Genomic DNA, 21,481 nt, shown 5'->3' on the forward strand with positions numbered 1-21,481 from the left:
GTTCGGCATGGACAACCGGCGGCCCGTGACTCCCGAACCATGCGACCGCACTGCGCCACGCACCACGGGGAGGAACGTGCCCGAGCCGCACATCACCGTCAACGGGCGCCCGCGCCCGCTCACCGGCACGCCCGCCCACACCAACGCGCTCGACTTCCTGCGCGGCTGCGGGCTGACCGGCGCCAAGGAGGGCTGCGCGGAGGGCGAGTGCGGCGCCTGCGCCGTCCTGGTCGCCCGGCCCGACGGGCCACGCAGCCGGTGGACGCCGGTCAACGCCTGCCTGGTCCCCGCGCTCGCGCTCGACGGCCAGGAGGTGCTCACCGCCGAGGGCCTGGGCCGACCCGACGACCTGCACCCGGTCCAGTCCGAGCTGGCGGTGCGCGGCGGCTCCCAGTGCGGCTACTGCACCCCGGGGTTCGCCTGCTCGATGGCCGCGGAGTACTACCGGCCCGACCGGGAGGACGGTCCCGGCGGGTTCGACCTGCACGCCATCGCGGGCAACCTCTGCCGCTGCACCGGCTACCGCCCGATCCGCGACGCGGCCCTCGCGCTCGGCAGCCCCGAGCCGGGGGACCCCCTCGGGCAGCGGCAGGCCGCCCCGGCGCCCGGGCCGGTGCCGACCCGCGTCGCCGGGTTCACCCGTCCCGCCGACCTCGCCGACGCGCTCGCGCTGCTGGCGGAGCACCCCGACGCCACGGTGGTCGCCGGGTCCACCGACTGGGGGGTGGAGGTCAACCTGCGCGGACGCCGGGTCGCCCACCTCGTCGCGATCGACCGGCTGCCCGAGCTGCGCGGGATCACCGCCGGCGGACCGGTCGAGATCGGCGCCGCGCTCACGCTCAACGAGGTCGCGGCCGCGCTCGGCGACACCGTCCCGCTGCTGGCCGAGCTGTGGCCGCAGTTCGCCTCGCCGCTCATCCGCAACGGCGCCACCATCGGCGGCAACCTCGCGACCGCGTCCCCGATCGGCGACCTGGCCCCCGCCCTGCTCGCTCTCGACGCGAGCCTCGTGCTCGCGTCCGCCGCCGGCGAGCGGGAGGTGGCGCTGGCGGAGTTCTTCACCGGCTACCGCGAGAGCGTGCTGCGCCCCGGCGAGCTGATCCGGTGCGTCCGGGTGCCGACGCCGCTCGCGTCGCACACCACGTTCCGCAAGGTCGCCAAGCGCCGCGTCGACGACATCTCCAGCGTCGCGGTCGCGATCGCGCTCGAGGTCGTCGACGGCACCGTCGCGCGGGCGCGCGTCGGCCTGGGCGGGGTGGCCGCCACCCCGGTGCGGGCGCGCGCCACCGAGGCCGCCCTGGCGGGCCGGCCGTGGTCGGCCGAGACCGTCGAGGCCGCGGCCGTCGTGCTGGCCGGGGAGGGCACGCCCATCGACGACCAGCGGGCGAGCGCCGCCTACCGCGCGGCGATGCTCGGCAACGCGCTGCGAGCCTGGTGGGCGGAGGGGTGGGCGGAGGGGTGGGGGGAGCGGTGAGCGAGCTGTCCCGGCGCCCCGACGACGCGGTCGTCGGGCTGTCGCTGCCACACGAGAGCGCCGCGCTGCACGTCACCGGCCACGCGCTCTACACCGACGACCTGGTGCACCGTACGCCCCACGTCCTGCACGCCCACCCGGTCTGCTCGCCGCACCCGCACGCCCGGGTCGTCCGCCTCGATCCCGCGCCGGCGCTGGAGGTGGCGGGCGTGGTGCGGGTGCTGACGGCCGCCGACGTGCCCGGCACCAACGACGCCGGCGTCAAGCACGACGAGCCGTTGTTCCCCGAGATCGCGATGTTCGTGGGGCACGCGGTGTGCTGGGTGCTGGGGGAGACGATCGAGGCCGCCCGCCTCGGCGCGGCGGCCGTGGAGGTCGGCTACGAGCCGCTCCCCGCGGTCGTGGCGCTCACCGAGGCGATCGAGGCCGGGAGCTTCCAGGGCGGCCGGCCGGTCGTCGCGCGCGGCGACGTCGAGCAAGGGCTCGCGGGGGCGGCCCACGTCTTCAGCGGCGTGACCGAGATGAGCGGCCAGGAGCACTTCTACCTCGAGACCCACGCCTCGCTCGCGCTCGTCGACGAGGGCGGGCAGGTGTTCGTGCAGAGCAGCACCCAGCACCCGAGCGAGACGCAGGAGATCGTGGCCCACGTGCTGGGCCTCGACAGCCACCACGTCACCGTCCAGTGCCTGAGGATGGGCGGCGGCTTCGGCGGCAAGGAGATGCAGCCGCACGGCTTCGCCGCGGTGGCGGCGCTCGGGGCCGTCCTCACGGGCCGCCCGGTGCGGCTGCGGCTGAGCCGCACCCACGACATGACGATGACCGGCAAGCGCCACGGCTTCCACGCGCAGTGGCGGGTCGGCTTCGACGGCGAGGGCCGGCTCGCCGCGCTCGAGGCGACGCTGACCTCCGACGGCGGCTGGAGCCTCGACCTCAGCGAGCCCGTGCTGGCCCGCGCGCTGTGCCACGTCGACAACGCCTACTGGATCCCCGACGTGCGTCTGCACGGCCGGGTGGCGCGCACCCACAAGACCTCCCAGACCGCCTTCCGCGGCTTCGGCGGACCGCAGGGGATGCTGGTGATCGAGGACATCCTCGGTCGCTGCGCGCCCCTCCTCGGGATCGACCCGGCCGAGCTGCGCCGCCGCAACTTCTACGTCGAGGGCCAGTCCACGCCCTACGGCCAGCCGGTGCGCCACCCCGAGCGGCTCGCCGCCGCCTGGGACCAGGTGATCGCCTCCGGTGACGTCGTACGCCGACGCGCCGAGGTCGAGGCGTTCAACGCCGCCCACCCCCACCGCAAGCGCGGACTGGCGATCACGCCGGTCAAGTTCGGCATCTCGTTCAACTTCACCGCCTTCAACCAGGCGGGGGCGCTGGTGCACGTCTACAAGGACGGGTCCGTGCTGATCAACCACGGCGGCACCGAGATGGGCCAGGGCCTGCACACCAAGATGCTGCAGGTCGCGGCCACCGCACTCGGCGTGCCCCTCGCCCGGGTGCGGGTCGCGCCCACCCGCACCGACAAGGTGCCCAACACGTCCGCGACCGCGGCGAGCTCGAGCACCGACCTCAACGGCGGGGCGGTGAAGCACGCGTGCGAGCAGATCCTGGCCCGCCTGCGCGAGGTCGACGCGGGGCGGGGACTGCCCTGGGAGGAGGTCGTCCGCGAGGCCTACGCCAGCCGGGTGCAGCTCTGGGCGGCCGGCTTCTACCGCACCGAGGGCATCCACTGGGACTCCACGCTGATGCAGGGCCACCCGTTCAAGTACTTCTCCTACGGCGTCGCGGCGGCCGAGGTCGAGGTCGACGGCTTCACCGGCGCCCACCGCACGCCACGCGTCGACATCGTGCACGACGTCGGCGACAGCCTGTCCCCGCTCGTCGACCTCGGCCAGGTGGAGGGTGGCTTCGCGCAGGGCGTGGGCTGGCTGACGCTCGAGGACCTGCGCTGGGACGAGTCGCACGGGCCGGCCCGCGGCCGGTTGACGACGCAGTCGGCCAGCACCTACAAGCTGCCGAGCCTCGGCGAGCTGCCCGACGAGCTCCACGTCGCGCTCCTCGAGCAGGCCGCCGAGACGGGCGTGGTCTACGGCTCGAAGGCGGTCGGCGAGCCGCCGGTCATGCTGGCCTTCGCGGTGCGCGAGGCGCTGCGGGCGGCCGCCGCCGCGTTCGGCCCGGAGGGCACGAGCGTCGAGCTCGCCTCGCCGGCCACCCCCGAGGCGGTGTTCTGGGCGGTGGAGCGCGCGCGGGCCGCGGCTCCCGGCCGGGTCGTCGAGGGCCTGCCCGGCGTCGAGCCCGACCGGCCCGACCCGGCGGCGCCCCCGCTGCGCCCACGCTCCGAGCGGGCCGCCCACGCGGCAGGGGAGGCCTGACGTGCACTGGCTGGCAGCGGTCGGACGGCTCCGCGACGAGCGGCGGGCCGGCGTGCTCGTGACGGTGGCCGGCGTGCGTGGCCACGCCCCCCGCGACCCGGGTGCCAAGATGGTGGTCTCCGCCGACGGCGCGTGGGGCAGCGTCGGAGGCGGCAACCTCGAGGAGACCGCGCTGGCGCGGGCCCGGGCGATGCTGGCCGCGGGCGCCGCCGATCCCGAGCAGCTCGTCCTCGGGCTCACCGACAAGGCACGCACCGACCACGGCCGCCAGTGCTGCGGCGGCGAGGTCACCCTGCTGCTCGAGCCGCTGCCCGTGGTGGGGTCGGTGGCGGTCGTCGGCGTCGGGCACGTCGGCCTCCAGCTGGCCCGCGTCCTGGCCGCCCACGACCTCGACCTCCACCTCGTCGACTCGCGTGCCGCCCAGCTGTCCGAGGAGCGCCTGGCCCTGCCGGGAGACGGTGAGGCGCGGGTGCGGGTGCACCACGCGCCCGTCCCCGAGCTGGTGCTCGGCACGCTCCCGCTCGGCACCCACGTGCTGGTGATGACCCACGACCACGCCGAGGACTTCGCGCTCTGCGACGAGGCCCTGAGGTGCGCCCACCTCGGCTCGATCGGGCTGATCGGCTCGGCCGCCAAGTGGGCGCGCTTCCGCGCGGGCCTGGCGCGGGAGGGACACGACGAGGCGGCACTGGCGCGCATCCGCTGCCCGATCGGCCTGCCGGCAGCGGTGTCCAAGGCGCCCGCCGCGATCGCCGTCTCGATCGCGGCGGAGCTGCTCGACCTCCTCGCCGCCGACCGAGCCCGGACCCGCGCATGAGTCCTGGCCAGCCGGCCGCCGAGGTCGTCTACCGCGCCCGCGCCTTCGACGCTCCCGACGACCCGTTCACCGTGTCCGGGCCCGCGTTCCGCTACGACGACGACCTCGGCCTGGCCGTCTCGGGCGACGGGGTCATCGTCGACCGCGGCCGGTTCGCCGAGGTCGCCGCGGCCCGTCCGGGTGCGCCGGTGATCGACCTGCGCGCCGGGATCCTGCTGCCCGGCCTCGTCGACACGCACGTCCACTTCCCGCAGGTGCGGGTGATCGGCGCCCTCGGCATGCCGCTGCTGGAGTGGCTGGAGCGGTGCGCCCTGCCGGAGGAGGTGCGCCTCGCCTCGATCGCCTACGCCGCCACGGTCGCCGAGGAGATGGTCGCCGGCCTGATCGCCGCCGGGACGACGACGTCGCTGGTCTTCGGCTCGCACTTCGCCCCGGCGGTCGACGCCCTCTTCGCGGAGGCCGAGCGCTACGGGCTGCGGGTGACGAGCGGGCTGGTGGTCAGCGACCGGATCCTGCCCGAGCCGCTGCTCACCACCCCCGAGCGGGCCCGCGACGACGCCCTCCGGCTGGCGGCGGACTGGCACGCGCGTGGCCGGCTGCGCTACGCCGTGACGCCGCGGTTCGCCCTGTCCGCCTCCGACGCGATCCTGGCGGCGTGCGCCGACGTGCTCGCCGCCGTCGACGGCGCGTTCTTCACCTCCCACGTCAACGAGAACAACGACGAGATCGCCACCGTGGCCGGTCAGTTCCCCCACCGCGCCGACTACGTCGACACCTACGACCACCACGGGCTGCTCGGCGGGCTCGCCGTGCTGGCGCACGACGTGCACCCCACCGACGCCGAGCTCGCCGTGCTGGCCGCCCGGCGCACGGCGGTCGCCTACTGCCCGACGAGCAACTCCGCCCTCGGCTCGGGGATGTTCTCGCTGCGACGCCACGTCGCGGCGGGGGTGCGCGTCGCCCTCGGCAGCGACGTCGGCGCGGGCACCGGCTTCTCGATCTTCAAGGAGGGCCTGCAGGCCTACTTCCTGCAGCACCTCCTCGGTGCCGACGGGCTGCAGCTGACCGCCGGACACCTGCTGCACCTGAGCACGGCGGCGGGCGCCGCGGCGCTCGGGCTCGGCGACGTCACCGGCGACCTCGGCCCCGGCAAGCAGTTCGACGCGATCTGCCTGCGCCCGCGGGTCGGCACCGCGCTCGACATCGGGCTGCGCCACGCCGGATCGCCGGAGGAGGCCCTCGGCAAGATCTTCGCGCTGGCCCACGACGCCGACGTCGCCGACGTGTGGGTCGGCGGCGACCAGGTCGCCAGCGGCGGGTTCGTCCGCCCGGTCAGTCGCCCCGCGCCAGCAGCACGTCGTACGCCTGCAGGGTGAGGAAGTCGGGGAAGTCGTCGCCGAGCGCGCAGTCGACGAACAGCCGCCGGGCGTCGTCGTCGACCGCACCGCCGAGGGCGTCGAACTCCTCGGCGACCAGCCGCTCGACGAGCTCGCGGGTGATCGTCTCGCCGGAGTCGAGGGTGGCGTCGTTGTGGACCCACTGCCACACCTGCGAGCGCGAGATCTCGGCCGTGGCCGCGTCCTCCATGAGGTGGTCGATGCCGGCGGCGCCGTTGCCGGAGAGCCAGGCGTGGAGGTACTGCATGCCGATCCGGACGTTGCCGCGCAGCCCCGCCTCCGTGCGCTCGCCGGGTGTCGCGGCCACCGCGAGGAGGTCGCCGGCCCGCACGGAGACGTCCTCGCGGAGCACGTCGAGCTGGTTGTCGCGCCCGTCGAGGACCGCGTCGAAGACCTCCGCGCACACCGGCACCAGGTCGGGGTGCGCCACCCACGACCCGTCGAAGCCGGCCCGCGCCTCGCGGGTCTTGTCCTCGCGCACCTTGGCGTAGGCGCGCGCGTTGACCTCGGGGTCGCGGCGGCTCGGGATGAACGCCGCCATCCCGCCGATGGCGAAGGCGCCGCGCCGGTGGCAGGTGCGCACGAGCAGGTCGCTGTAGGCGGTCATCATCGGCGCCGTCATGGTCACCGCGTTGCGGTCGGGCAGGGCGAAGGCCGGGCCTGCGTCGCGGAAGTTCTTGATGATGCTGAAGAGGTAGTCCCAACGGCCCGCGTTGAGCCCGGCCGCGTGGTCGCGCAGCTCGTGGAGGATCTCGTCCATCTCGAACGCCGCGGTGATCGTCTCGATGAGGACGGTCGCGCGCACCGAGCCGTGCGGCACCCCGAGCTCGGCCTGGGCGTGGGTGAAGACGTCGTTCCACAGCCGGGCCTCGAGGTGGGACTCCAGCTTGGGCAGGTAGTAGTAGGGACCGCTCCCCGCCGCGAGCAGCTCGCGGGCGTTGTGGAAGAAGTGCAGGCCGAAGTCGACCAGCGCGGCGACGACCGGGCGGCCGGCGGCGGTGAGGTGGGCCTCGTCGAAGTGCCACCCGCGCGGGCGGGGGAGGGCCACCGGCGCGCTCGCGGGGTCGGCGACGGCGTACTGCCGGCCCTCCGGCGACGTGTACGACAGGCGCCCCCGGACGGCGTCGCGCAGCGTCAGCTGTCCGCCGACGACGTTGCGCCAGTGGGGGGTGTTGGCGTCCTCGAGGTCGGCCAGCCACACCCGCGCTCCGGAGTTGAGGGCGTTGATCGCCATCTTGGGGTCGGTGGGACCGGTGATCTCGACGCGGCGGTCCCGCAGGTCGTGGGGCACCGGGGCGACCCGCCAGTCCGACGCGCGCACCTCGGCGGTCTCGGCGAGGAAGTCGAGTCGGCCGGTGCGGGCGATCTCCTCGCGTCGGGTGCTGCGCGCGGCGAGCAGCTCGTCGCGGCGCTCGTGGAAGCGGGCGTCGAGGCCGGCCACGAAGTCCAGCGCCTCGGGCGTGAGGACCTCCTGCGACCTCGGCACGGACGGGGCGGACACCTCGAGGCCGGTCATGGCCGCCACGCTAGCCGTCGCCGAGCCCGGGTGGTCCAGTCCGGCGGACGCTCGCCCCGCGGGGTTTGGTAACGAACGGGCAACACCGACCCCAGCCGTCTGGACGTGACCTCCGTCACTCCATATGTTGCGTGGCACAACATATGCATGGACGTCCGGCGCTCCCGCGGGTCGACGTGCGAGATCGCTAGGAGGCGGTTCGTGTGAAGCGGAAGCACAGTTTGGTCCTCATCCCCCTGCTCGGCGCCGCCATGGCGCTGACCGCCTGCGGCAACGACGACAGCAGCTCGGGCAACGACACCAGCGACGACAGCAGCAGCGAGAGCAGCAGCGCCGCGGCGACCGGCAAGGTCGGCGTGATCCTGCCCGACACCGAGTCCTCGGTGCGGTGGGAGAGCGCGGACCGTCCCGCGCTCGAGGCCGCCTTCGAGGAGGCCGGCGTCGACTACGACATCCAGAACGCCGAGAACGACGCGGAGCGGATGACCCAGATCGCCGACACCATGATCGGCAACGGCGTGACGGTGCTCGCGATCGTCAACCTCGACTCCGAGTCCGGGGCGGCCATCCAGGAGAAGGCCAAGTCCCAGGGCGTCGCCACCATCGACTACGACCGCCTCACGCTCGGCGGCTCGGCGGAGTACTACGTGTCCTTCGACAACACCGTCGTCGGCGAGCTGCAGGGCCAGGGCCTCGCGGACTGCCTCGGTGACAAGAAGGCCAACATCGTCTACCTCAACGGCTCGCCCACTGACAACAACGCCACCCTCTTCGCCGAGGGCGCGCACAGCGTGCTGGACGAGATGAGCAGCTACACGGTGGTCGGCGAACAGGCCGTGCCGGAGTGGGACAACGAGGAGGCCGCCACGATCTTCCAGCAGCTCTACACCGCCGCGGACGGCAAGGTCGACGGCGTGCTCGCGGCCAACGACGGGCTGGGTGGCGCCGCCATCAGCATCCTCGAGGGCAACGGCCAGGCCGGCAAGGTGCCGGTGACCGGTCAGGACGCCACGGTCGAGGGCCTGCAGAACATCCTCGCCGGCACCCAGTGCATGACGGTCTACAAGTCCGCCACGCAGGAGGCGCAGGCGCTGGCCGACGTCGCCATCGCGCTCGCCAACGGCGAGGAGGCAGACACCACGGGCACCACGGTCGACTCCTCCGACGACAGCGAGGTCCCCTCGATCCTGCTCGATCCGCAGGCCATCACCAAGGACAACATCACTGACGTGATCGACGACGGCGGCCAGAAGGCGGCGGACATCTGCACGGGCAAGTTCGCCGACCTGTGCGCCGAGGCCGGCATCTCCTGACCCGGCTGGCGTCGACGGTGTCCGAGCCGCAGCCGGCTCGGGCACCGTCGCGTCCCCGCAGACAACAAACCTCGTCCCGATCGGAGTAGGTCAATGCCGGAACCGCTGCTGGAGCTGCGCGGGGTCAACAAGAGCTTCGGCGTGGCGCACGTGCTGCACGACGTCGACTTCGCCGTCCGCCCCGGACAGGTCACCGCCCTGGTCGGCGACAACGGCGCGGGCAAGTCGACCCTCGTCAAGATCATCGCGGGCATCTACGGCCGCGACAGCGGCAGCTACCTCTTCGAGGGCCGCGAGGTCGACGTGCACGGCCCCCGCGACGTGGCCGCACTCGGCGTCGAGGTCGTCTACCAGGACCTCGCGCTGTGCGACAACCTCGACATCGTCCAGAACATGTTCCTGGGCCGCGAGGAGGTCAAGGGCATCGGCCTCGACGAGGTGACGATGGAGTCGCGCGCCCGCGAGACCCTGTCGTCGCTCTCGGTGCGCACCGTGAAGTCGGTGCGCCAGAGCGTGGCGAGCCTGTCGGGTGGTCAACGCCAGACGGTGGCGATCGCCAAGGCCGTGCTGTGGAACTCCAAGATCGTGCTGCTCGACGAGCCGACCGCGGCGCTGGGCGTGGCGCAGACCCGCCAGGTGCTCGACCTGGTGCGGCGCCTCGCCGACCGGGGCCTCGGCGTGGTGCTGATCTCGCACAACCTGGGCGACGTCTTCGAGGTCGCCGACCGGATCACCGCGCTCTACCTCGGCCGGGTGGCCGCCGACGTCTCGGTGAAGGACGTGACCCACAGCCAGGTGGTCGAGCTGATCACCGCCGGACGCTCCGGGAGCCTCGGCATCTCCGAGAACCCCGCGACCGCGACCGTCTGAGAAGGACCGGAGACCACACCATGACCGATTCAGGCACCGCCACCGACGCCGGCCCCTCGTCGACCGACCCCACCCCCCATGTCGGCTTCGCCGACGACGACGTCCAGGCCGTCACGATCGCCGACTCGGCCCGCGACTACGTCAACCGGCTGCGCGGCGGAGACATGGGCTCGCTGCCCGCGATCTTGGGCCTCATCGTCCTCTTCGTCGTCTTCTCCTCGCTCAACGACCGGTTCCTGACGACCTACAACATGGCCAACCTGGTCGTGCAGGCCGGCTCGATCATCGTGCTGGCGATGGGCATCGTCTTCGTGCTGCTGCTCGGGGAGATCGACCTGTCCGCGGGCGTCGCGGGCGGCGCCTCCGCGACGATCATCGCGCTGATGCTCATCGACTACGACTGGACGTGGTGGCTGGCCACCCTCGCCGGCGTCGCCGTCGGAGCGGTGATCGGCTTCGCCATCGGCGCGCTCGTGTCGGGGCTCGGCATCCCGTCGTTCGTCGTCACGCTCGCGTTCTTCCTGGCGCTGCAGGCGGTGCCGCTGCGGCTGATCGGCTCGGGCGGCTCGCTGCGATTCAACGACGAGGTGCTGCGCGGGCTGTCGATCAAGAACGTCCCGGTCACCGCCGGCTGGATCGCCGCGGTGCTCATCGTGGTCGGCTTCGCCGCGGTCTCGCTGTGGCGCTACCGCTCGCTCGCCTCCAGGGGCCTGGTCCACCGCCCGCTCGGGCTCGTGCTGATCCGCATCGTCGTGCTGGGGGTGATCGTCCTCGGTCTGACCGCCCTGCTGAGCGCCAACCGCGCGCCCAACCCGGCGCTGTTCACCATCAGCGGCATCCCGTGGGTCGCCCCGGTCGTGATCGCGCTGCTGCTCTTCTGGACCTTCGTGCTGACCAAGACCCGCTTCGGTCGCCACCTCTACGCCGTCGGCGGCAACGCCGAGGCCGCCCGCCGCGCCGGCATCAACGTGCGCCGGGTCAAGATCCTCGCGTTCGTGATCTGCTCCTCGATGGCCGCGATCAGCGGCATGCTCGCGGCCTCCTACACCGGCAAGGTCTCGCCGGGCTCGGGTGGCGGCAACGAGCTGCTCTACGCCGTGGGCGCCGCGGTCATCGGCGGCACCAGCCTCTTCGGCGGCCGGGGCCGGGCGATGGACGCCGTCATCGGCGGCCTGGTGATCGCCACCATCCCCAACGGCCTGGGCCTGCTCAACCAGGCGAGCTACATCAACTTCCTCGTCACCGGCGGGGTGCTGCTGCTCGCCGCGAGCGTCGACGCCGTCTCCCGGCGCCGCCGCTCGTCCGCGGGCGTGTAGGGCCGGGAATGACCACGCGTCGGCGCCCGGGCTTGGGCACCAACCAGGAGCTCGCGCGTCGCCACAACCTGGGCACGGTGCTGCGCCACGTCCACGGCGCCGGCCAGCTCTCGCGTGCCGAGCTGACCGGGCGGATGGGTCTCAACCGCAGCACGATCGCGGCGCTCGTCAACGAGCTCGAGGCGCTCGGCGTCACCGAGCGGGCGCTCCCGCCCGAGGACGCCCCCCGCCAGGGCGCCGGTCGCCCGTCCGCGGGCGTCCGGATCGCCGCCCACGGGCCGTTCGTCATCGCCGTGGACCTCGGGGTCGACCGCGCCGTGGTGGCGCGGATCGGCCTCGGCGGACGGGTGCTGGCGCGCTCGCAGGCGCCGGTCCACAGCGAGGGCGAGGCCTGGCAGGTCGGCGCCGCGGTGGCCGGGCTGATCCGGTGCGTGGTCGCGGACGTGCCCGACACGTCCCCGATGGTCGGCATCGGGATCAGCGTGCCGGGCCTCGTGCGCAGCAACGACGGCCTCATCCGGCTGGCCCCCAACCTGGGCTGGCACGACGTGTCGTTCGGGGGGATCGTGCTGGCCGCCCTGGGCCTCGACGTCCCCGTGTCCATCGCCAACGACGCCGACCTGGGCGCCCTCGCCGAGCACGTGCGCGGCGTGGCGGTCGGGGTGGACGACCTCATCTACGTCACGGGCAACGTCGGCGTCGGCGCGGGCGTCATCACCGGCGGCGTCCGGCTGGAGGGCGCGGGCGGCTACGCCGGCGAGGTGGGCCACCTGCGCTTCAACCCCGCCGGGCGCGAGTGCCACTGCGGCAACCGGGGCTGCTGGGAGACCGAGGTCGGCGCCCACGCGATCGCCGAGGCGATCCACTGCCCCACCGACCGGGTGGCGCAGCTCGGCGAGGTGCTCGACGGGTTCGGCGAGCCGTCGGCGGCGCTGCGCCAGACCGGGACCGCGCTGGGGCACGGGCTGGCCAGCATCGTCAACGTGTTCAACCCCCGCCAGGTCGTGCTCGGCGGCTACTTCCGCTCGCTCTACGCGCTGGTCGGCCCCCAGGTCCAGGCCGGCCTCGCCGACCGCGCGCTCCCGGCGCCGCTGGAGTCGGTGACGCTGACCCTGCCGGGGCTCGACGGCGACTCGTCGCTGCTGGGAGCCGCGGAGATCGCCCTCGAGCCGTTGTTCGTCGACCCGGTGGCCGCCCTCTCCACGGCGCTGGTCGGGGTCGGCGCGCGACTCGCGGGCTGACGGCGGCCGGGGCCGGGCCCGGGCGGCGCAGCCGATAACCTCCTCGGGATGTCCCGCGCCCGTCTGCTCACCGCCTGCCTGCTCGCCGTCGCGCCTGCGCTGTCCGCCTGCATCAACGACGAGCCGACGATCGCGCTGCTCGTCGCAGACGGCGGCGACTCCTCCTCGCGCGCGGTCGACGTCGAGCAGTTCACCGAGCGGGTCGAGGCCACCTGCGACGAGTGCCGGGTGCGGGTCTACGACGCCGAGGGCGACGCCGGGACCCAGAAGAACCAGGCCCGCCAGGCGGAGGCGTCCTCGGCCGGTGCCCTGGTGGTGGTGCCGGTCGACCCCGCCGGGCTCGGCACCCTCATCGGCGGCGACCTGCCGGTCGTCTCGCTCGGCGAGCTGGTGCCGGGCTCGGAGGCCTTCGTCGGGCTCGAGAGCGGCGCGCCGCCGTCCCAGCCGGGCAGCGACCTCGAGGCCGCCCGCGAGGTGCTCCGGGGCGAGGAGCGGTCGATGGCCTACGTCCCGACCCGGCAGATGAGCGAGCAGGCCGCCGACGTGGCGGTCGCCTTCCTCGCCGGCGAGCCCGCGGAGGGCGGGGTGGAGGTCGACGGCGTCGAGTCGTGGCTCTACCCCGACAGCGAGGTCACCGTCGACACGCTCACCTCGGTCCTGGTCGCCGACGGTGTGCTCACCCTCGACGAGCTGTGCAGCGGCGACACGAGCAAGCGGTGTGCGAGGCTGGGGCTGAGATGATGGCGCCGCGATGATCGAGATCCTCACCCCTGCCCAGGTCGACCGCGCCCGCCGCACCGGCGCGCTCGTCGGCGAGATCCTGCAGACCCTCCGCTCGCGCTGCGAGGTCGGCACCAACCTGCTCGACCTCGACCGCTGGACGGCCGAGATGATCCGAGACGCGGGCGCCGAGTCCTGCTACGTCGACTACGCCCCCTCCTTCGGCAGCGGCCCCTTCGGCCACTACGTCTGCACCTCGGTCAACGACGCCGTGCTGCACGGCCGCCCGCGCGACCAGCGGGTGGCGGACGGCGACCTGGTCAGCCTCGACCTCGCCGTGCGCCTCGACGGCGTCGCGGCCGACTCCGCCATCAGCTTCGTGGCCGGGCAGAGCCGCCCGGCCGGCAGCGTCGAGCTGATCGAGACGACCGAGCGCGCGCTGGCGGCGGGGATCGCCGCGGCGGGCCCGGGCGCCCGGATCGGCGACATCTCGCACGCCATCGGCACGGTGCTCACCGCGGCCGGCTATCCCATCAACCTGCAGTTCGGTGGCCACGGGATCGGCACGACGATGCACCAGGACCCCCATGTCGCCAACGACGGCCGCCCGGGGCGGGGCTACCAGCTGCGCCCGGGCCTGCTGCTGGCGCTCGAGCCGTGGATCATGGTCGACACCGACGAGCTGGTCACCGACGACGACGGCTGGACGCTGCGCAGCGCCACCGGCTGCCTGACGGCGCACAGCGAGCACACCGTCGCCATCACCGACGACGGGGCAGAGGTCCTCACCCGCGTGGGGTGAGGCTCAGTGCACCGTCTCGAGCGGTGCCTCCGCCTCGGCGGGCGTGAGGGGGGCGTCCTCCCGGTCGAGCCTGCTGGGCCACCAGATCCTCCCGCCGAGGTCGAGGTTGAGCGCGGTCACCAGGACCGAGCGGACCACCAGGGTGTCGAGCATGACCCCGAGCGCGACGGCGACGCCGAGCTCGGCGAGGAACACCAGCGGCAGCGAGCCGAGCACGAGGAACGTGGCCGCGAGCACGATGCCGGCGGAGGTGATCACACCGCCGGTGGAGGCCAGTGCGATCAACGAGCCGCGGCGGGTGCCGTGCTGCTCGGTCTCCTCCCGCACCCGGGTCATCAGGAAGATGTTGTAGTCGATGCCGAGCGCCACGAGGAACACGAAGGCGAACAGTGGGAACCCCGGGTCGGAGCCGGCGAAGCCGAAGACGTACTCGAAGAGCAGCGCGGAGATGCCGAGCGCCGCACCGAAGGACAGCACGACGGTGGCGATCAGGATGAGCGGCGCGACCAGCGCACGGAGCAACCCGATGAGGATGACCAGCACCACGAGCAGGACGAGCGGCATGATCACCCAGCTGTCGCGCTCGGAGGCGATCTTGGTGTCGAGGTAGAACGCCGAGCCGCCTCCCACGAGGGCGTCGGCACCGTCGACCGCGTGCAGGACGTCGCGCGACTCCTCGACGATGTCGGCCGCGGCGGTGGAGGAGACGTCCGCCTCGATCGTGGCCTCGAACCACGCGCGACCCTCGGACAGGGGCTGCACCTCGCCGGGGGCGCCGAGGCCGTCGATGCCCGCGAGGGCGTCGACCACGTCGGGGGCGCGGTCGGCGTCGGTGACGACCTGGAGGGTGTTGGAGTTGTCGGACAGCCCGTGGTCCTCGAGCAGCCTCTGTCCCTTGATGGAGTCGAACTCCTGGGTGTAGGTGTCCTCGGTGGACAGCCCCGAGGCGTCGAGGCGGAACAGGCCGAGGCACGCCAGCAGGAGCAGCCCCGTGGTGGTCACCCACACCCGGCGCGGGCGGTGGCTGATCCGGCGCCCGACGTGGGCCCAGAGACCGTCGGCGGTGGGCTCGGGGCTGCCGAACGCGGGGCGCTTGGGCCAGAAGATCCAGCGCCCGCAGATCACCAGCAGCGCGGGCAGGAGCGTGAGCATCACGACCATCGTCACCGCGACGCCGATGGCGTTGACCGGGCCGAGCCCGGCGGTCGAGTTGAGCTCGGCGAAGGACAGGCACAGCATGCCGACCGCGACCGTGGCCGCGCTGGCGAGGATCGCCGGTGCGGCGCGGTGCAGCGCGACGGCCATCGCCTCGTGACGGTCGGCGTGGCGGCGCAGCTCCTCGCGGTAGCGGGCGACGAGCAGGAGGGCGTAGTCGGTGCCGGCGCCGATCACCAGGATGCTCAAGATGGCCTGGCTCTGGCCGTTGACCGTGAGGCCGGCGTGCTTGGCCAGCAGGTAGACCACGCCCGTCGCGATCGTGTTGGCGACGACGGCGCAGATGATCGGCAGCAGCCACAGCACCGGGCTGCGGTAGGTGAAGAGCAGGATCACCACCACCACGCCGAGGGTGATCAGGATGAGGTCGGTGTCGATGCCCTCGAACGCCTCGGCCGAGTCGGCCGCCTGCCCGCCGTAGCCGGCCAGGTGCACCTCCCCGCCGTCGAGCTGGGCGATGTCACGGATCTCGTCGGCCGCGTCGGGGATGGCGTTCCACCCGTCGCTGCCGAAGTTGAGCACGAAGTAGAGGTAGGCGACCTCGCCGTCCTCCGAGACGAGGGTCGGCACCGGAGCGCCCTTGGCGGCCGCGGCCTCGGCGGCGGCCGGCGTCAGCACCCCGTCGCCGGTCAGGCCGTCGAGCTCGGCGATCTCCCCGCCGTCGGACTCCAGCTGCGCGAGGTCGTCGTCGGTGAGCCCGCCGTCGCGCTGGTAGACCACCAGCGTCGGGATGTCGTTGGGGTCCACCGACTCCGAGAGCTCGTCGAGCACCTGCGTCGACTCCGCCGACTCGGGGAGCCACGACGACGCCTCGTTGTTCTGGACGTCGGCCAGCTGACTCGAGAACATCCCCATGAACCCGGTGATGGCCACCGCGGCGGCGAGGACGATCCACTTCGTGATGCGGCCCGTCAATGACCCTGCGATCCGTCGATGCATGCGTTCCAGAAGAACAGCGGTCGCCGCGCCTGTGCATCCGTAATACCCCCGAGGTCTAGACCAGGTCGATCCCGGGGTCGGCTCCGGGGCCTACCCCCTTGCCCGGCGTCCCCGACGGTCGTCAGCGCGTCTGGAGCTGGAACGGCGACCGGGTGTCCATCGACCCGCGGCGGGGAGCGACGGCGTACTCCATCGAGCCGTCGACGCAGAGGCGGACGACCGCCCAGCGGTCGGCCTGGTAGGTCACCACGAGCACGTGCTCGGCGTCCTCCCACACCTCGTCGAAGTAGGTCGCGGACCGGGCGTCGCGGGCGGAGGCGAACGAGCGGACCACCGACCCGTCGGCGGTCGAGAGGATGTCGAGGGCACGGGGGCCGAAGCCGTCGGCGTACGCCGGGGTGCCGAGGACGCGGCGGTTGTCGGGCGAGATGTCGGAGAGCTGGTTGTCGCAGGTGCGCCACCGCAGCCGCGACCCGCGCAGCATGGCGCTGCAGGAGCCGGTGTCGCTGAGGGAGGTGATGCCGCCGACCCAGCGTCCCCGGGCGGTGGAGGTCAGGCGCAGCCGCCCCACCCGGTCGACGATGCCGTGCGAGGAGGTGCGCCAGGCGCGGGCGCCGTTGACGTAGACCGTGCAGCCGTTGCTGGTCGCGTCCTCCTGGCAGTCCTCGCCGACCACCGCGACGGCCCGGCCCCGCCCGGCGATCGGGACCGCGGGGAACGACAGCACCCGGTCGCCCGCGTCGTCGATCGACCACACCCTGCCAGCCCGGCCCGAGAAGGCGACCGCCCCGCCCTGCGCCGAGACGGCCAGCCCGTAGCCGGTGCGCCACTCGCGCCGCCCGGGGGAGCCGTCGGCGTCGACCCACCGGGTCCTGGCCGCCGCCCCGCCGACGGACTGGACGACGTAGCCCGACCCCATCGGCGCGAGCTCGACGACGCTGTTGGGCACCGGCGTGCGGGTGCCGCCGACGCCGTGGACGACGGTCCGGCCCGCGCGCCGCTCGCTCCAGGCGACCGCGGGTGGCGCGCCGCGGTCGAGCCCGCGGACGTCGAGGACCGTCCGCGGAGCGGCACGCTCGGCGCCCCCGGCGGGCGCCGGGCTCGCTGCGGTGGGGGTGGCGAGGGTGAGGCCCAGTGAGAGGGGGGCGACGAGGGTGGCGACGGCGGTCAGGCCGGCAACGAGAGGGATGCGGAGTGAGGTGGTCATGACGAGGAGACGCCCGGGTGGGGTCGGAGGTTGCCCGGCCGCGCTCAGCCGGTGTAGAGGCCGTCGACCACGTCGGCGTACTTGGTGCGCACGACGCGACGCTTGAGCTTGAGGGTCGGGGTGAGCTCCTCGGACTCGGCCGTCCACTCGTCGGCCAGCAGCTCCCACGCCTTGACCTGCTCGGGACGCGAGAGCCGCTCGTTGGCCTGGTCGACCGCCGCCTGCGCCATCGCCCGGATCTCGGGCCGGGACGACAGGTCGGCGAGGTCGATGAACTCGATGCCCATCTTCTGCGCGACGAGGGGGGCGATCTCCCCGTCGAGGGTGAGGATCGCGACGACGTAGGCCCGGTCGTCGCCGATGGCCATCGCGTGGCCGATGATCGGCGACTCCTTGAGGTAGTTCTCGATGTTGGAGGGCGCGATGTTCTTGCCCGCCGAGGTGATGATCAGCTCCTTCTTGCGGTCGACGACGGAGTAGAACCCGTCCTCGTCGACGGTGCCGATGTCACCCGTGTGCACCCATCCGTCCTCGTCGAGGAGGGTGCGCGTGGCCTCCTCCGGCTTGTAGTAGCCCGGGGTGTTGACCGGTCCCCGGACCAGGATCTCGCCGTCCTCGGCGAGCCGCACCTCGATGCCCGGGTTGGGCCGCCCGACGGTGCCGAGCTTGAACGCGTCGGGCCCGTTGGAGGTGAAGGCGCCCGTGGTCTCGGTCATGCCGTAGACGTCGTAGACGCGCACGCCGAGACCGCCCATGAACTTCGCGACCTCCAAGGGCATCGGTGCCGCGGCGCTGGCGGCCCACGTCACCTGGTCGAGGCCGAGCAGCAGGCGCAGGAAGGCCAGGATCGCCTCGTCGGCCTCGGCGAAGGCCTGCTCGACCTCGGGCGTCATCTCGTTGCCGTACTCGTGGGCCTGCGTCCAGGCGAGCCCGGCCGCCATCGCGTCGGTGACGAGCTTCTGGTTGGCGGGGTCGGGGTCCTCGGCGAGCTTGGCCGAGATGCCGGTCTTGATCTTCTCCCACACGCGCGGCACGCCGAAGAAGGCCGTCGGGTGCACCTCGCCGAGCGCGCCGAGCAGGCCGGCCGGGTCGGGGATGGCGTGCACGTGGCTGCCGAGGAACGGGGGAGCGTACGTCGCGAGGATCCGCTCGGCGATGTGCGCGAGCGGGAGGTAGCTGATCGTGCGCTGCGGGCCGTGCAGGCCGCCGGCGTCGAGGGTGGAGACGGCCTCGTACATGACGTTGTGGTGGGTGAGCACCACGCCCTTGGGGTTGCCGGTCGTGCCGGAGGTGTAGAGGAACGTCGCGGGCAGGTCGGGGGTGATCTGCTCCATCCGCGCGTCGACCGCGCCGGTGTCGGCGCCGCGGGCCAGCAGCTCCTCCCACGTCATCACGCGCGGGTCGTCGACCCGGTCGGCGTCGGCGAGCATGACCACGTGGCGGATCGAGTCGACCCGGTCGAGGGCCGGCTCCCAGCGCTGGTAGCGGTCGTGGTCCTCGAGCACCACGACGACCGGCCGCGACTCGCCGGCGATGAACGCGACCTGCTCCTGCGCCAGGGTGTTGTAGATCGACATCGGCACGGCCGCCGCCGTCATCGCGCCGTAGTCGGCCAGCGTGTGCGCCGTGCGGTTGGCGGCCATGATCGCCACCGGGTCGCCGGTCTGCACGCCCAGGTCGATGAGCGCGGCGGCGACCTGCCGGGTGAGCTCCCACGTCTCGGCCCAGGTGATGGTCGACCAGGTCTCGCCCTCCGCCACGTCGAAGCGGTCGGAGAACGCGGGCAGGTCGGGGTTCTCCTCGGCGGCCCGGCGCACGGTGGCCGGCATGTGGAGGCCGACGATGCGGGACTCGTAGTCCTCGCGGACGGCGAGGACGTCGGGGTCGGTCTGGGTCGCGGTCATGTGCGGGCTCCTGGGGTCGGGTCGTCGTCGGCTCGACGGTGTGGCGGGGGTCACATCATGGTGGAGCACGTCCCGGCTGGCTAGGGTTCTGCGCGTGTACTCCGACCACGCCCCGTGCGCCGTCTGCGGCTCCGCGGTGCGGCTGCTGCCGCACCCGGGCACCGACGGCGACTCGACCGATGGCCCGGCCGGGCCCGCCGACGGCGTCGTCGGCGGCGGCGACCCGACCGTCGACCTGCGCGCGTGCACCAACCCCGACTGTCCCACCCGACGGCCCGACGGGCCCGACGCCTGAGTGGTGGACGAGGGACCAGTGGGGTACCGGACCGGCATGCCGACCTCAGTGCCGACCTCCGTGCCGACCTCCGTGGGAGACCCCCCGTCCGCGGCCGCGAGCCTGATGTACGGCGTCGGGCTGGGCGGGTTCGTCGACGGGATCGTGCTGCACCAGATCCTCCAGTGGCACCACATGGTGAGCGCCGACTACCCGACCACGACCGTCGCGGGCCTGGAGGTCAACACCCTCGCCGACGGCTTCTTCCACCTCGTCACGTGGTTCGTCGTGGTCGGTGCCTCCATCGTCACGCTGGCGCAGTGGCGTCAGGGCCGGCTCCCGCCGAGCTGGCGCTTCCACGTCGGCGGGCTGCTCGCCGGGTGGGGCGGCTTCAACCTCGTGGAGGGACTGGTCGACCACCAGATCCTGGGCGTGCACCACGTGCGCGACGACCTCGGCGGTCCGCTCGCGTGGGACCTCGGCTTCCTGGCGTTCGGCGCGCTGCTGGTCGCGGCCGGCTGGGTCCTGATGCGCGCGGCCTCGCGCGAGCTGGAGGACCGGGCGTGGACGCCTACGCCCGTGGCGGGAGCCGGTGGAGCGTGACGTCGCGGAGCTCTCCGTCAGCGACGCTCGCGGTCATGTAGGTGCAGTGCGGCTGGCGCCGTCGGTCGGTGGGTGAGCCGGGATTGAGCAGCCGCAGCCCGGTCGGGGCCACGGTGTCCCACGGGATGTGGCTGTGGCCGAAGACCAGGACGTCGAGGTCGGCGTACGCAGCCGCCATCCGCTCCTCGCGGCCCTTGGCCTGACCGGTCTCGTGCACCACCCCGAGGCGTACGCCCTCGAGCTCGGCCCGGGCCACCTCGGGCAGGCGCTCGCGCAGCTCCCCGTGGTCGTTGTTGCCCCAGCACGCGAGGAGCCGCGCCGAGCGCGCCTCGAGCTCGTCGAGCAGCCCGACGTCGGCCCAGTCGCCGGCGTGGACGACGACGTCCGCCTCCTCGACCGCGCGCCACACCTCGGCCGGCAGGTCGCGGGCCCGCTTGGGCAGGTGGGTGTCGGCGAGGAGCAGCAGCCGGGTGACCATGGCCCCAGTCAACTGCACGCGGGCGGGTACCTTCGAGGCATGACCCCCGATCGGAGCACCACCGACGACATGGTCGCCGAGTCCGCGCTGCAGCTGTGGTCAGCGGCCCAGACCGACTTCGACCCCTTCGAGGTCGACGCGGCCGAGTGGCCGGAGACGACCGTGCCGGTCCGCGACGTCGACATCGCCGTCGACACCCGCCTCGAGGTCGACGACGTGCGCGGCGCGCTCGAGCGCCTCGACGGGGTCAAGGTCGTGCTCGGCCGGGACGCCGGCACCCTCAGCGTGCTGCGGGTGGTGCCGGAGGACACTCCGCTGTAGGCGCCGCTGCCGCCCCTACAGCCCGGCGTGGACCTCGGCGAGCCGCGTCAGGAAGGCGCGCTCGTCGAGCCGCTTGCGGCGCAGCCAGCCGGTGACCTCGTCGTTGCACTTGCTCGCGTTGCACGACGCGCAGGCGGGCACGACGTTGAGCACCGTGTAGCGGCCGCCGCGCGAGATCGGCAGCACGCAGTCCTTCTGCAGGGCCGCGCCGCTCGCCCCGCAGTAGGCACAGCCTCCCCACGCCTCCTGCAGCCCTGCCCACTCGTCCGCGCTCAGGTCGTGCTCGACGCCCGCCATCCGCCGCTGGCGCTTCCTCGCCGCGCGGGCGCGGCGGGTCCGGGCGGCAGGCATGGCGCCAGCGTAGGGGGGATCCCCGCTTTCCCTGCGCAGGCGCGGAGGCCGGACGTACGGTCCCGGCATGACCAGGAACTTCTGCGGCGCCCTCGCCGCCCTCGCCCTCACCGCACCGCTGCTGGTGCTGACGCCGGCCGACGCGGCTGCCCCCTCCTTCCGCTCGTGCGACGCCCTCACCGCCAAGTGGCCCAACGGTGTCGCCAAGGGGCCGGCGGCGGCTTCCAAGGCGGTGCGTGACGGCTACTCCCGCCCGGCCACCACCAAGCTCGCCGTGCAGGTTTACTGGACCAACTACCGCAGCCTCGACCGCGACAAGGACGGCACGGCCTGCGAGAACTGACGCGCCGC

Annotated in this window: 20 protein-coding genes; 14 read left to right on the forward strand and 6 right to left on the reverse strand. The window is 73.5% G+C overall.

The features are described 5' to 3' along the window. Positions 1–76 precede the first annotated feature (76 nt). The 4 genes from AC3X7Z_RS10555 to AC3X7Z_RS10570 are packed head-to-tail and all read left to right on the forward strand — an operon-like array spanning position 77 to position 6,039. Complete coding sequence (locus AC3X7Z_RS10555) at positions 77–1,474, forward strand: xanthine dehydrogenase small subunit (RefSeq protein WP_489975867.1); 1,398 nt, start codon at positions 77–79, stop codon at positions 1,472–1,474. Then, complete coding sequence (xdhB, locus tag AC3X7Z_RS10560; RefSeq protein ID WP_489975868.1) at positions 1,471–3,846, forward strand: xanthine dehydrogenase molybdopterin binding subunit; 2,376 nt, start codon at positions 1,471–1,473, stop codon at positions 3,844–3,846. Before AC3X7Z_RS10555 ends, xdhB begins: the two co-directional genes overlap by 4 nt. A gap of 1 nt (position 3,847) precedes the next feature. Beyond that, on the forward strand, positions 3,848–4,663 hold the full coding sequence (gene xdhC, locus AC3X7Z_RS10565; protein ID WP_489975869.1) for a xanthine dehydrogenase accessory protein XdhC: 816 nt from the start codon (positions 3,848–3,850) through the stop codon (positions 4,661–4,663). Continuing rightward, positions 4,660–6,039, forward strand: coding sequence for a guanine deaminase (locus AC3X7Z_RS10570; RefSeq protein ID WP_489975870.1), 1,380 nt, complete (start codon positions 4,660–4,662; stop codon positions 6,037–6,039). The genes xdhC and AC3X7Z_RS10570 overlap by 4 nt, the downstream gene beginning before the upstream one ends. Here AC3X7Z_RS10570 and aceB read toward each other — a convergent pair. Next, positions 5,996–7,576 carry a malate synthase A gene (gene aceB / locus AC3X7Z_RS10575; RefSeq protein WP_489975871.1) on the reverse strand — a complete coding sequence of 527 codons (1,581 nt, stop codon included), beginning with the start codon at positions 7,574–7,576 and terminating at the stop codon, positions 5,996–5,998. The two genes, AC3X7Z_RS10570 and aceB, sit on opposite strands and share 44 nt — an antisense overlap. 203 nt (positions 7,577–7,779) lie before the next feature. Here aceB and AC3X7Z_RS10580 point away from each other — a divergent pair, with 203 nt between their 5' ends. The 6 genes from AC3X7Z_RS10580 to map all read left to right on the forward strand — a co-directional run bounded on the left by AC3X7Z_RS10580 (position 7,780) and on the right by map (position 13,838). Continuing rightward, positions 7,780–8,889: a sugar ABC transporter substrate-binding protein gene (locus tag AC3X7Z_RS10580; RefSeq protein WP_489975872.1), complete on the forward strand. Its 1,110-nt coding sequence runs from the start codon at positions 7,780–7,782 to the stop codon at positions 8,887–8,889. Between the two features lie 93 nt (positions 8,890–8,982). After that, positions 8,983–9,759 (forward strand): ATP-binding cassette domain-containing protein, encoded by a 777-nt coding sequence (locus tag AC3X7Z_RS10585; protein ID WP_186342361.1) that lies wholly within the window; start codon positions 8,983–8,985, stop codon positions 9,757–9,759. A 20-nt stretch (positions 9,760–9,779) separates the two neighbouring features. After that, entirely contained in the window at positions 9,780–11,075 is a 1,296-nt protein-coding gene (locus AC3X7Z_RS10590; protein WP_489975873.1) for a sugar ABC transporter permease, read from the forward strand. Positions 11,076–11,083: 8 nt separating this feature from the next. Continuing rightward, the gene (locus AC3X7Z_RS10595) at positions 11,084–12,316 is read left to right on the forward strand and encodes an ROK family transcriptional regulator (protein WP_186342359.1); all 1,233 of its coding nucleotides are present in this window, start codon (positions 11,084–11,086) and stop codon (positions 12,314–12,316) included. 48 nt (positions 12,317–12,364) lie between these two features. Continuing rightward, positions 12,365–13,057, forward strand: coding sequence for a hypothetical protein (locus AC3X7Z_RS10600; RefSeq protein WP_489975874.1), 693 nt, complete (start codon positions 12,365–12,367; stop codon positions 13,055–13,057). Between the two features lie 10 nt (positions 13,058–13,067). Further along, entirely contained in the window at positions 13,068–13,838 is a 771-nt protein-coding gene (gene map / locus AC3X7Z_RS10605) for a type I methionyl aminopeptidase (RefSeq protein ID WP_489975875.1), read from the forward strand. A 3-nt stretch (positions 13,839–13,841) separates the two neighbouring features. Here the strand turns inward: map and AC3X7Z_RS10610 are convergent, their stop codons facing one another. From AC3X7Z_RS10610 to AC3X7Z_RS10620, 3 genes are all read right to left on the reverse strand, one after another. Continuing rightward, positions 13,842–15,992: an MMPL family transporter gene (locus AC3X7Z_RS10610; protein ID WP_489975876.1), complete on the reverse strand. Its 2,151-nt coding sequence runs from the start codon at positions 15,990–15,992 to the stop codon at positions 13,842–13,844. Positions 15,993–16,113: 121 nt separating this feature from the next. Further along, positions 16,114–17,199 (reverse strand): hypothetical protein, encoded by a 1,086-nt coding sequence (locus AC3X7Z_RS10615; protein ID WP_489975877.1) that lies wholly within the window; start codon positions 17,197–17,199, stop codon positions 16,114–16,116. A gap of 44 nt (positions 17,200–17,243) precedes the next feature. Continuing rightward, complete coding sequence (locus AC3X7Z_RS10620; protein ID WP_489975878.1) at positions 17,244–19,103, reverse strand: AMP-dependent synthetase/ligase; 1,860 nt, start codon at positions 19,101–19,103, stop codon at positions 17,244–17,246. Positions 19,104–19,197: 94 nt separating this feature from the next. On the opposite strand from AC3X7Z_RS10620, the gene AC3X7Z_RS10625 reads away from it, so the two are divergent. Together AC3X7Z_RS10625 and AC3X7Z_RS10630 are read left to right on the forward strand one after the other, a co-directional pair. Next, a complete protein-coding gene (locus AC3X7Z_RS10625; protein WP_186342353.1) occupies positions 19,198–19,398 on the forward strand; it encodes a hypothetical protein in 201 nt (66 codons plus the stop codon). A 36-nt stretch (positions 19,399–19,434) separates the two neighbouring features. Beyond that, entirely contained in the window at positions 19,435–19,980 is a 546-nt protein-coding gene (locus tag AC3X7Z_RS10630; RefSeq protein ID WP_489975879.1) for a DUF2243 domain-containing protein, read from the forward strand. Here AC3X7Z_RS10630 and AC3X7Z_RS10635 read toward each other — a convergent pair. Then, the gene (locus AC3X7Z_RS10635; RefSeq protein WP_489975880.1) at positions 19,949–20,458 is read right to left on the reverse strand and encodes a metallophosphoesterase family protein; all 510 of its coding nucleotides are present in this window, start codon (positions 20,456–20,458) and stop codon (positions 19,949–19,951) included. The two genes, AC3X7Z_RS10630 and AC3X7Z_RS10635, sit on opposite strands and share 32 nt — an antisense overlap. A 39-nt stretch (positions 20,459–20,497) precedes the next feature. Between AC3X7Z_RS10635 and AC3X7Z_RS10640 the strand changes: the two genes are divergently transcribed. Next, on the forward strand, positions 20,498–20,779 hold the full coding sequence (locus AC3X7Z_RS10640; protein WP_489975881.1) for a hypothetical protein: 282 nt from the start codon (positions 20,498–20,500) through the stop codon (positions 20,777–20,779). Positions 20,780–20,794: 15 nt separating this feature from the next. Here AC3X7Z_RS10640 and AC3X7Z_RS10645 read toward each other — a convergent pair whose 3' ends face one another. Beyond that, the gene (locus AC3X7Z_RS10645; protein ID WP_186342349.1) at positions 20,795–21,130 is read right to left on the reverse strand and encodes an HNH endonuclease; all 336 of its coding nucleotides are present in this window, start codon (positions 21,128–21,130) and stop codon (positions 20,795–20,797) included. Positions 21,131–21,197: 67 nt separating this feature from the next. Here AC3X7Z_RS10645 and AC3X7Z_RS10650 point away from each other — a divergent pair, with 67 nt between their 5' ends. Beyond that, positions 21,198–21,473 (forward strand): excalibur calcium-binding domain-containing protein, encoded by a 276-nt coding sequence (locus AC3X7Z_RS10650; RefSeq protein WP_186342348.1) that lies wholly within the window; start codon positions 21,198–21,200, stop codon positions 21,471–21,473. Positions 21,474–21,481: the final 8 nt, after the last annotated feature.

The organism is Nocardioides sp. Z24_21, from assembly GCF_058134345.1.

Coding starts and splice junctions, on each gene's coding strand:
- AC3X7Z_RS10570 (WP_489975870.1), top strand. CDS start 4,660: ATGAGTCCTGGCCAGCCGGCCGCCGAGGTCGTCTACCGCGCCCGCGCC.
- aceB (WP_489975871.1), bottom strand. CDS start 7,576: ATGACCGGCCTCGAGGTGTCCGCCCCGTCCGTGCCGAGGTCGCAGGAG.
- AC3X7Z_RS10585 (WP_186342361.1), top strand. CDS start 8,983: ATGCCGGAACCGCTGCTGGAGCTGCGCGGGGTCAACAAGAGCTTCGGC.
- AC3X7Z_RS10590 (WP_489975873.1), top strand. CDS start 9,780: ATGACCGATTCAGGCACCGCCACCGACGCCGGCCCCTCGTCGACCGAC.
- AC3X7Z_RS10595 (WP_186342359.1), top strand. CDS start 11,084: ATGACCACGCGTCGGCGCCCGGGCTTGGGCACCAACCAGGAGCTCGCG.
- AC3X7Z_RS10600 (WP_489975874.1), top strand. CDS start 12,365: ATGTCCCGCGCCCGTCTGCTCACCGCCTGCCTGCTCGCCGTCGCGCCT.
- map (WP_489975875.1), top strand. CDS start 13,068: ATGATCGAGATCCTCACCCCTGCCCAGGTCGACCGCGCCCGCCGCACC.
- AC3X7Z_RS10610 (WP_489975876.1), bottom strand. CDS start 15,992: ATGCATCGACGGATCGCAGGGTCATTGACGGGCCGCATCACGAAGTGG.
- AC3X7Z_RS10615 (WP_489975877.1), bottom strand. CDS start 17,199: ATGACCACCTCACTCCGCATCCCTCTCGTTGCCGGCCTGACCGCCGTC.
- AC3X7Z_RS10620 (WP_489975878.1), bottom strand. CDS start 19,103: ATGACCGCGACCCAGACCGACCCCGACGTCCTCGCCGTCCGCGAGGAC.
- AC3X7Z_RS10630 (WP_489975879.1), top strand. CDS start 19,435: ATGCCGACCTCAGTGCCGACCTCCGTGCCGACCTCCGTGGGAGACCCC.
- AC3X7Z_RS10635 (WP_489975880.1), bottom strand. CDS start 20,458: ATGGTCACCCGGCTGCTGCTCCTCGCCGACACCCACCTGCCCAAGCGG.
- AC3X7Z_RS10640 (WP_489975881.1), top strand. CDS start 20,498: ATGACCCCCGATCGGAGCACCACCGACGACATGGTCGCCGAGTCCGCG.
- AC3X7Z_RS10645 (WP_186342349.1), bottom strand. CDS start 21,130: ATGCCTGCCGCCCGGACCCGCCGCGCCCGCGCGGCGAGGAAGCGCCAG.
- AC3X7Z_RS10650 (WP_186342348.1), top strand. CDS start 21,198: ATGACCAGGAACTTCTGCGGCGCCCTCGCCGCCCTCGCCCTCACCGCA.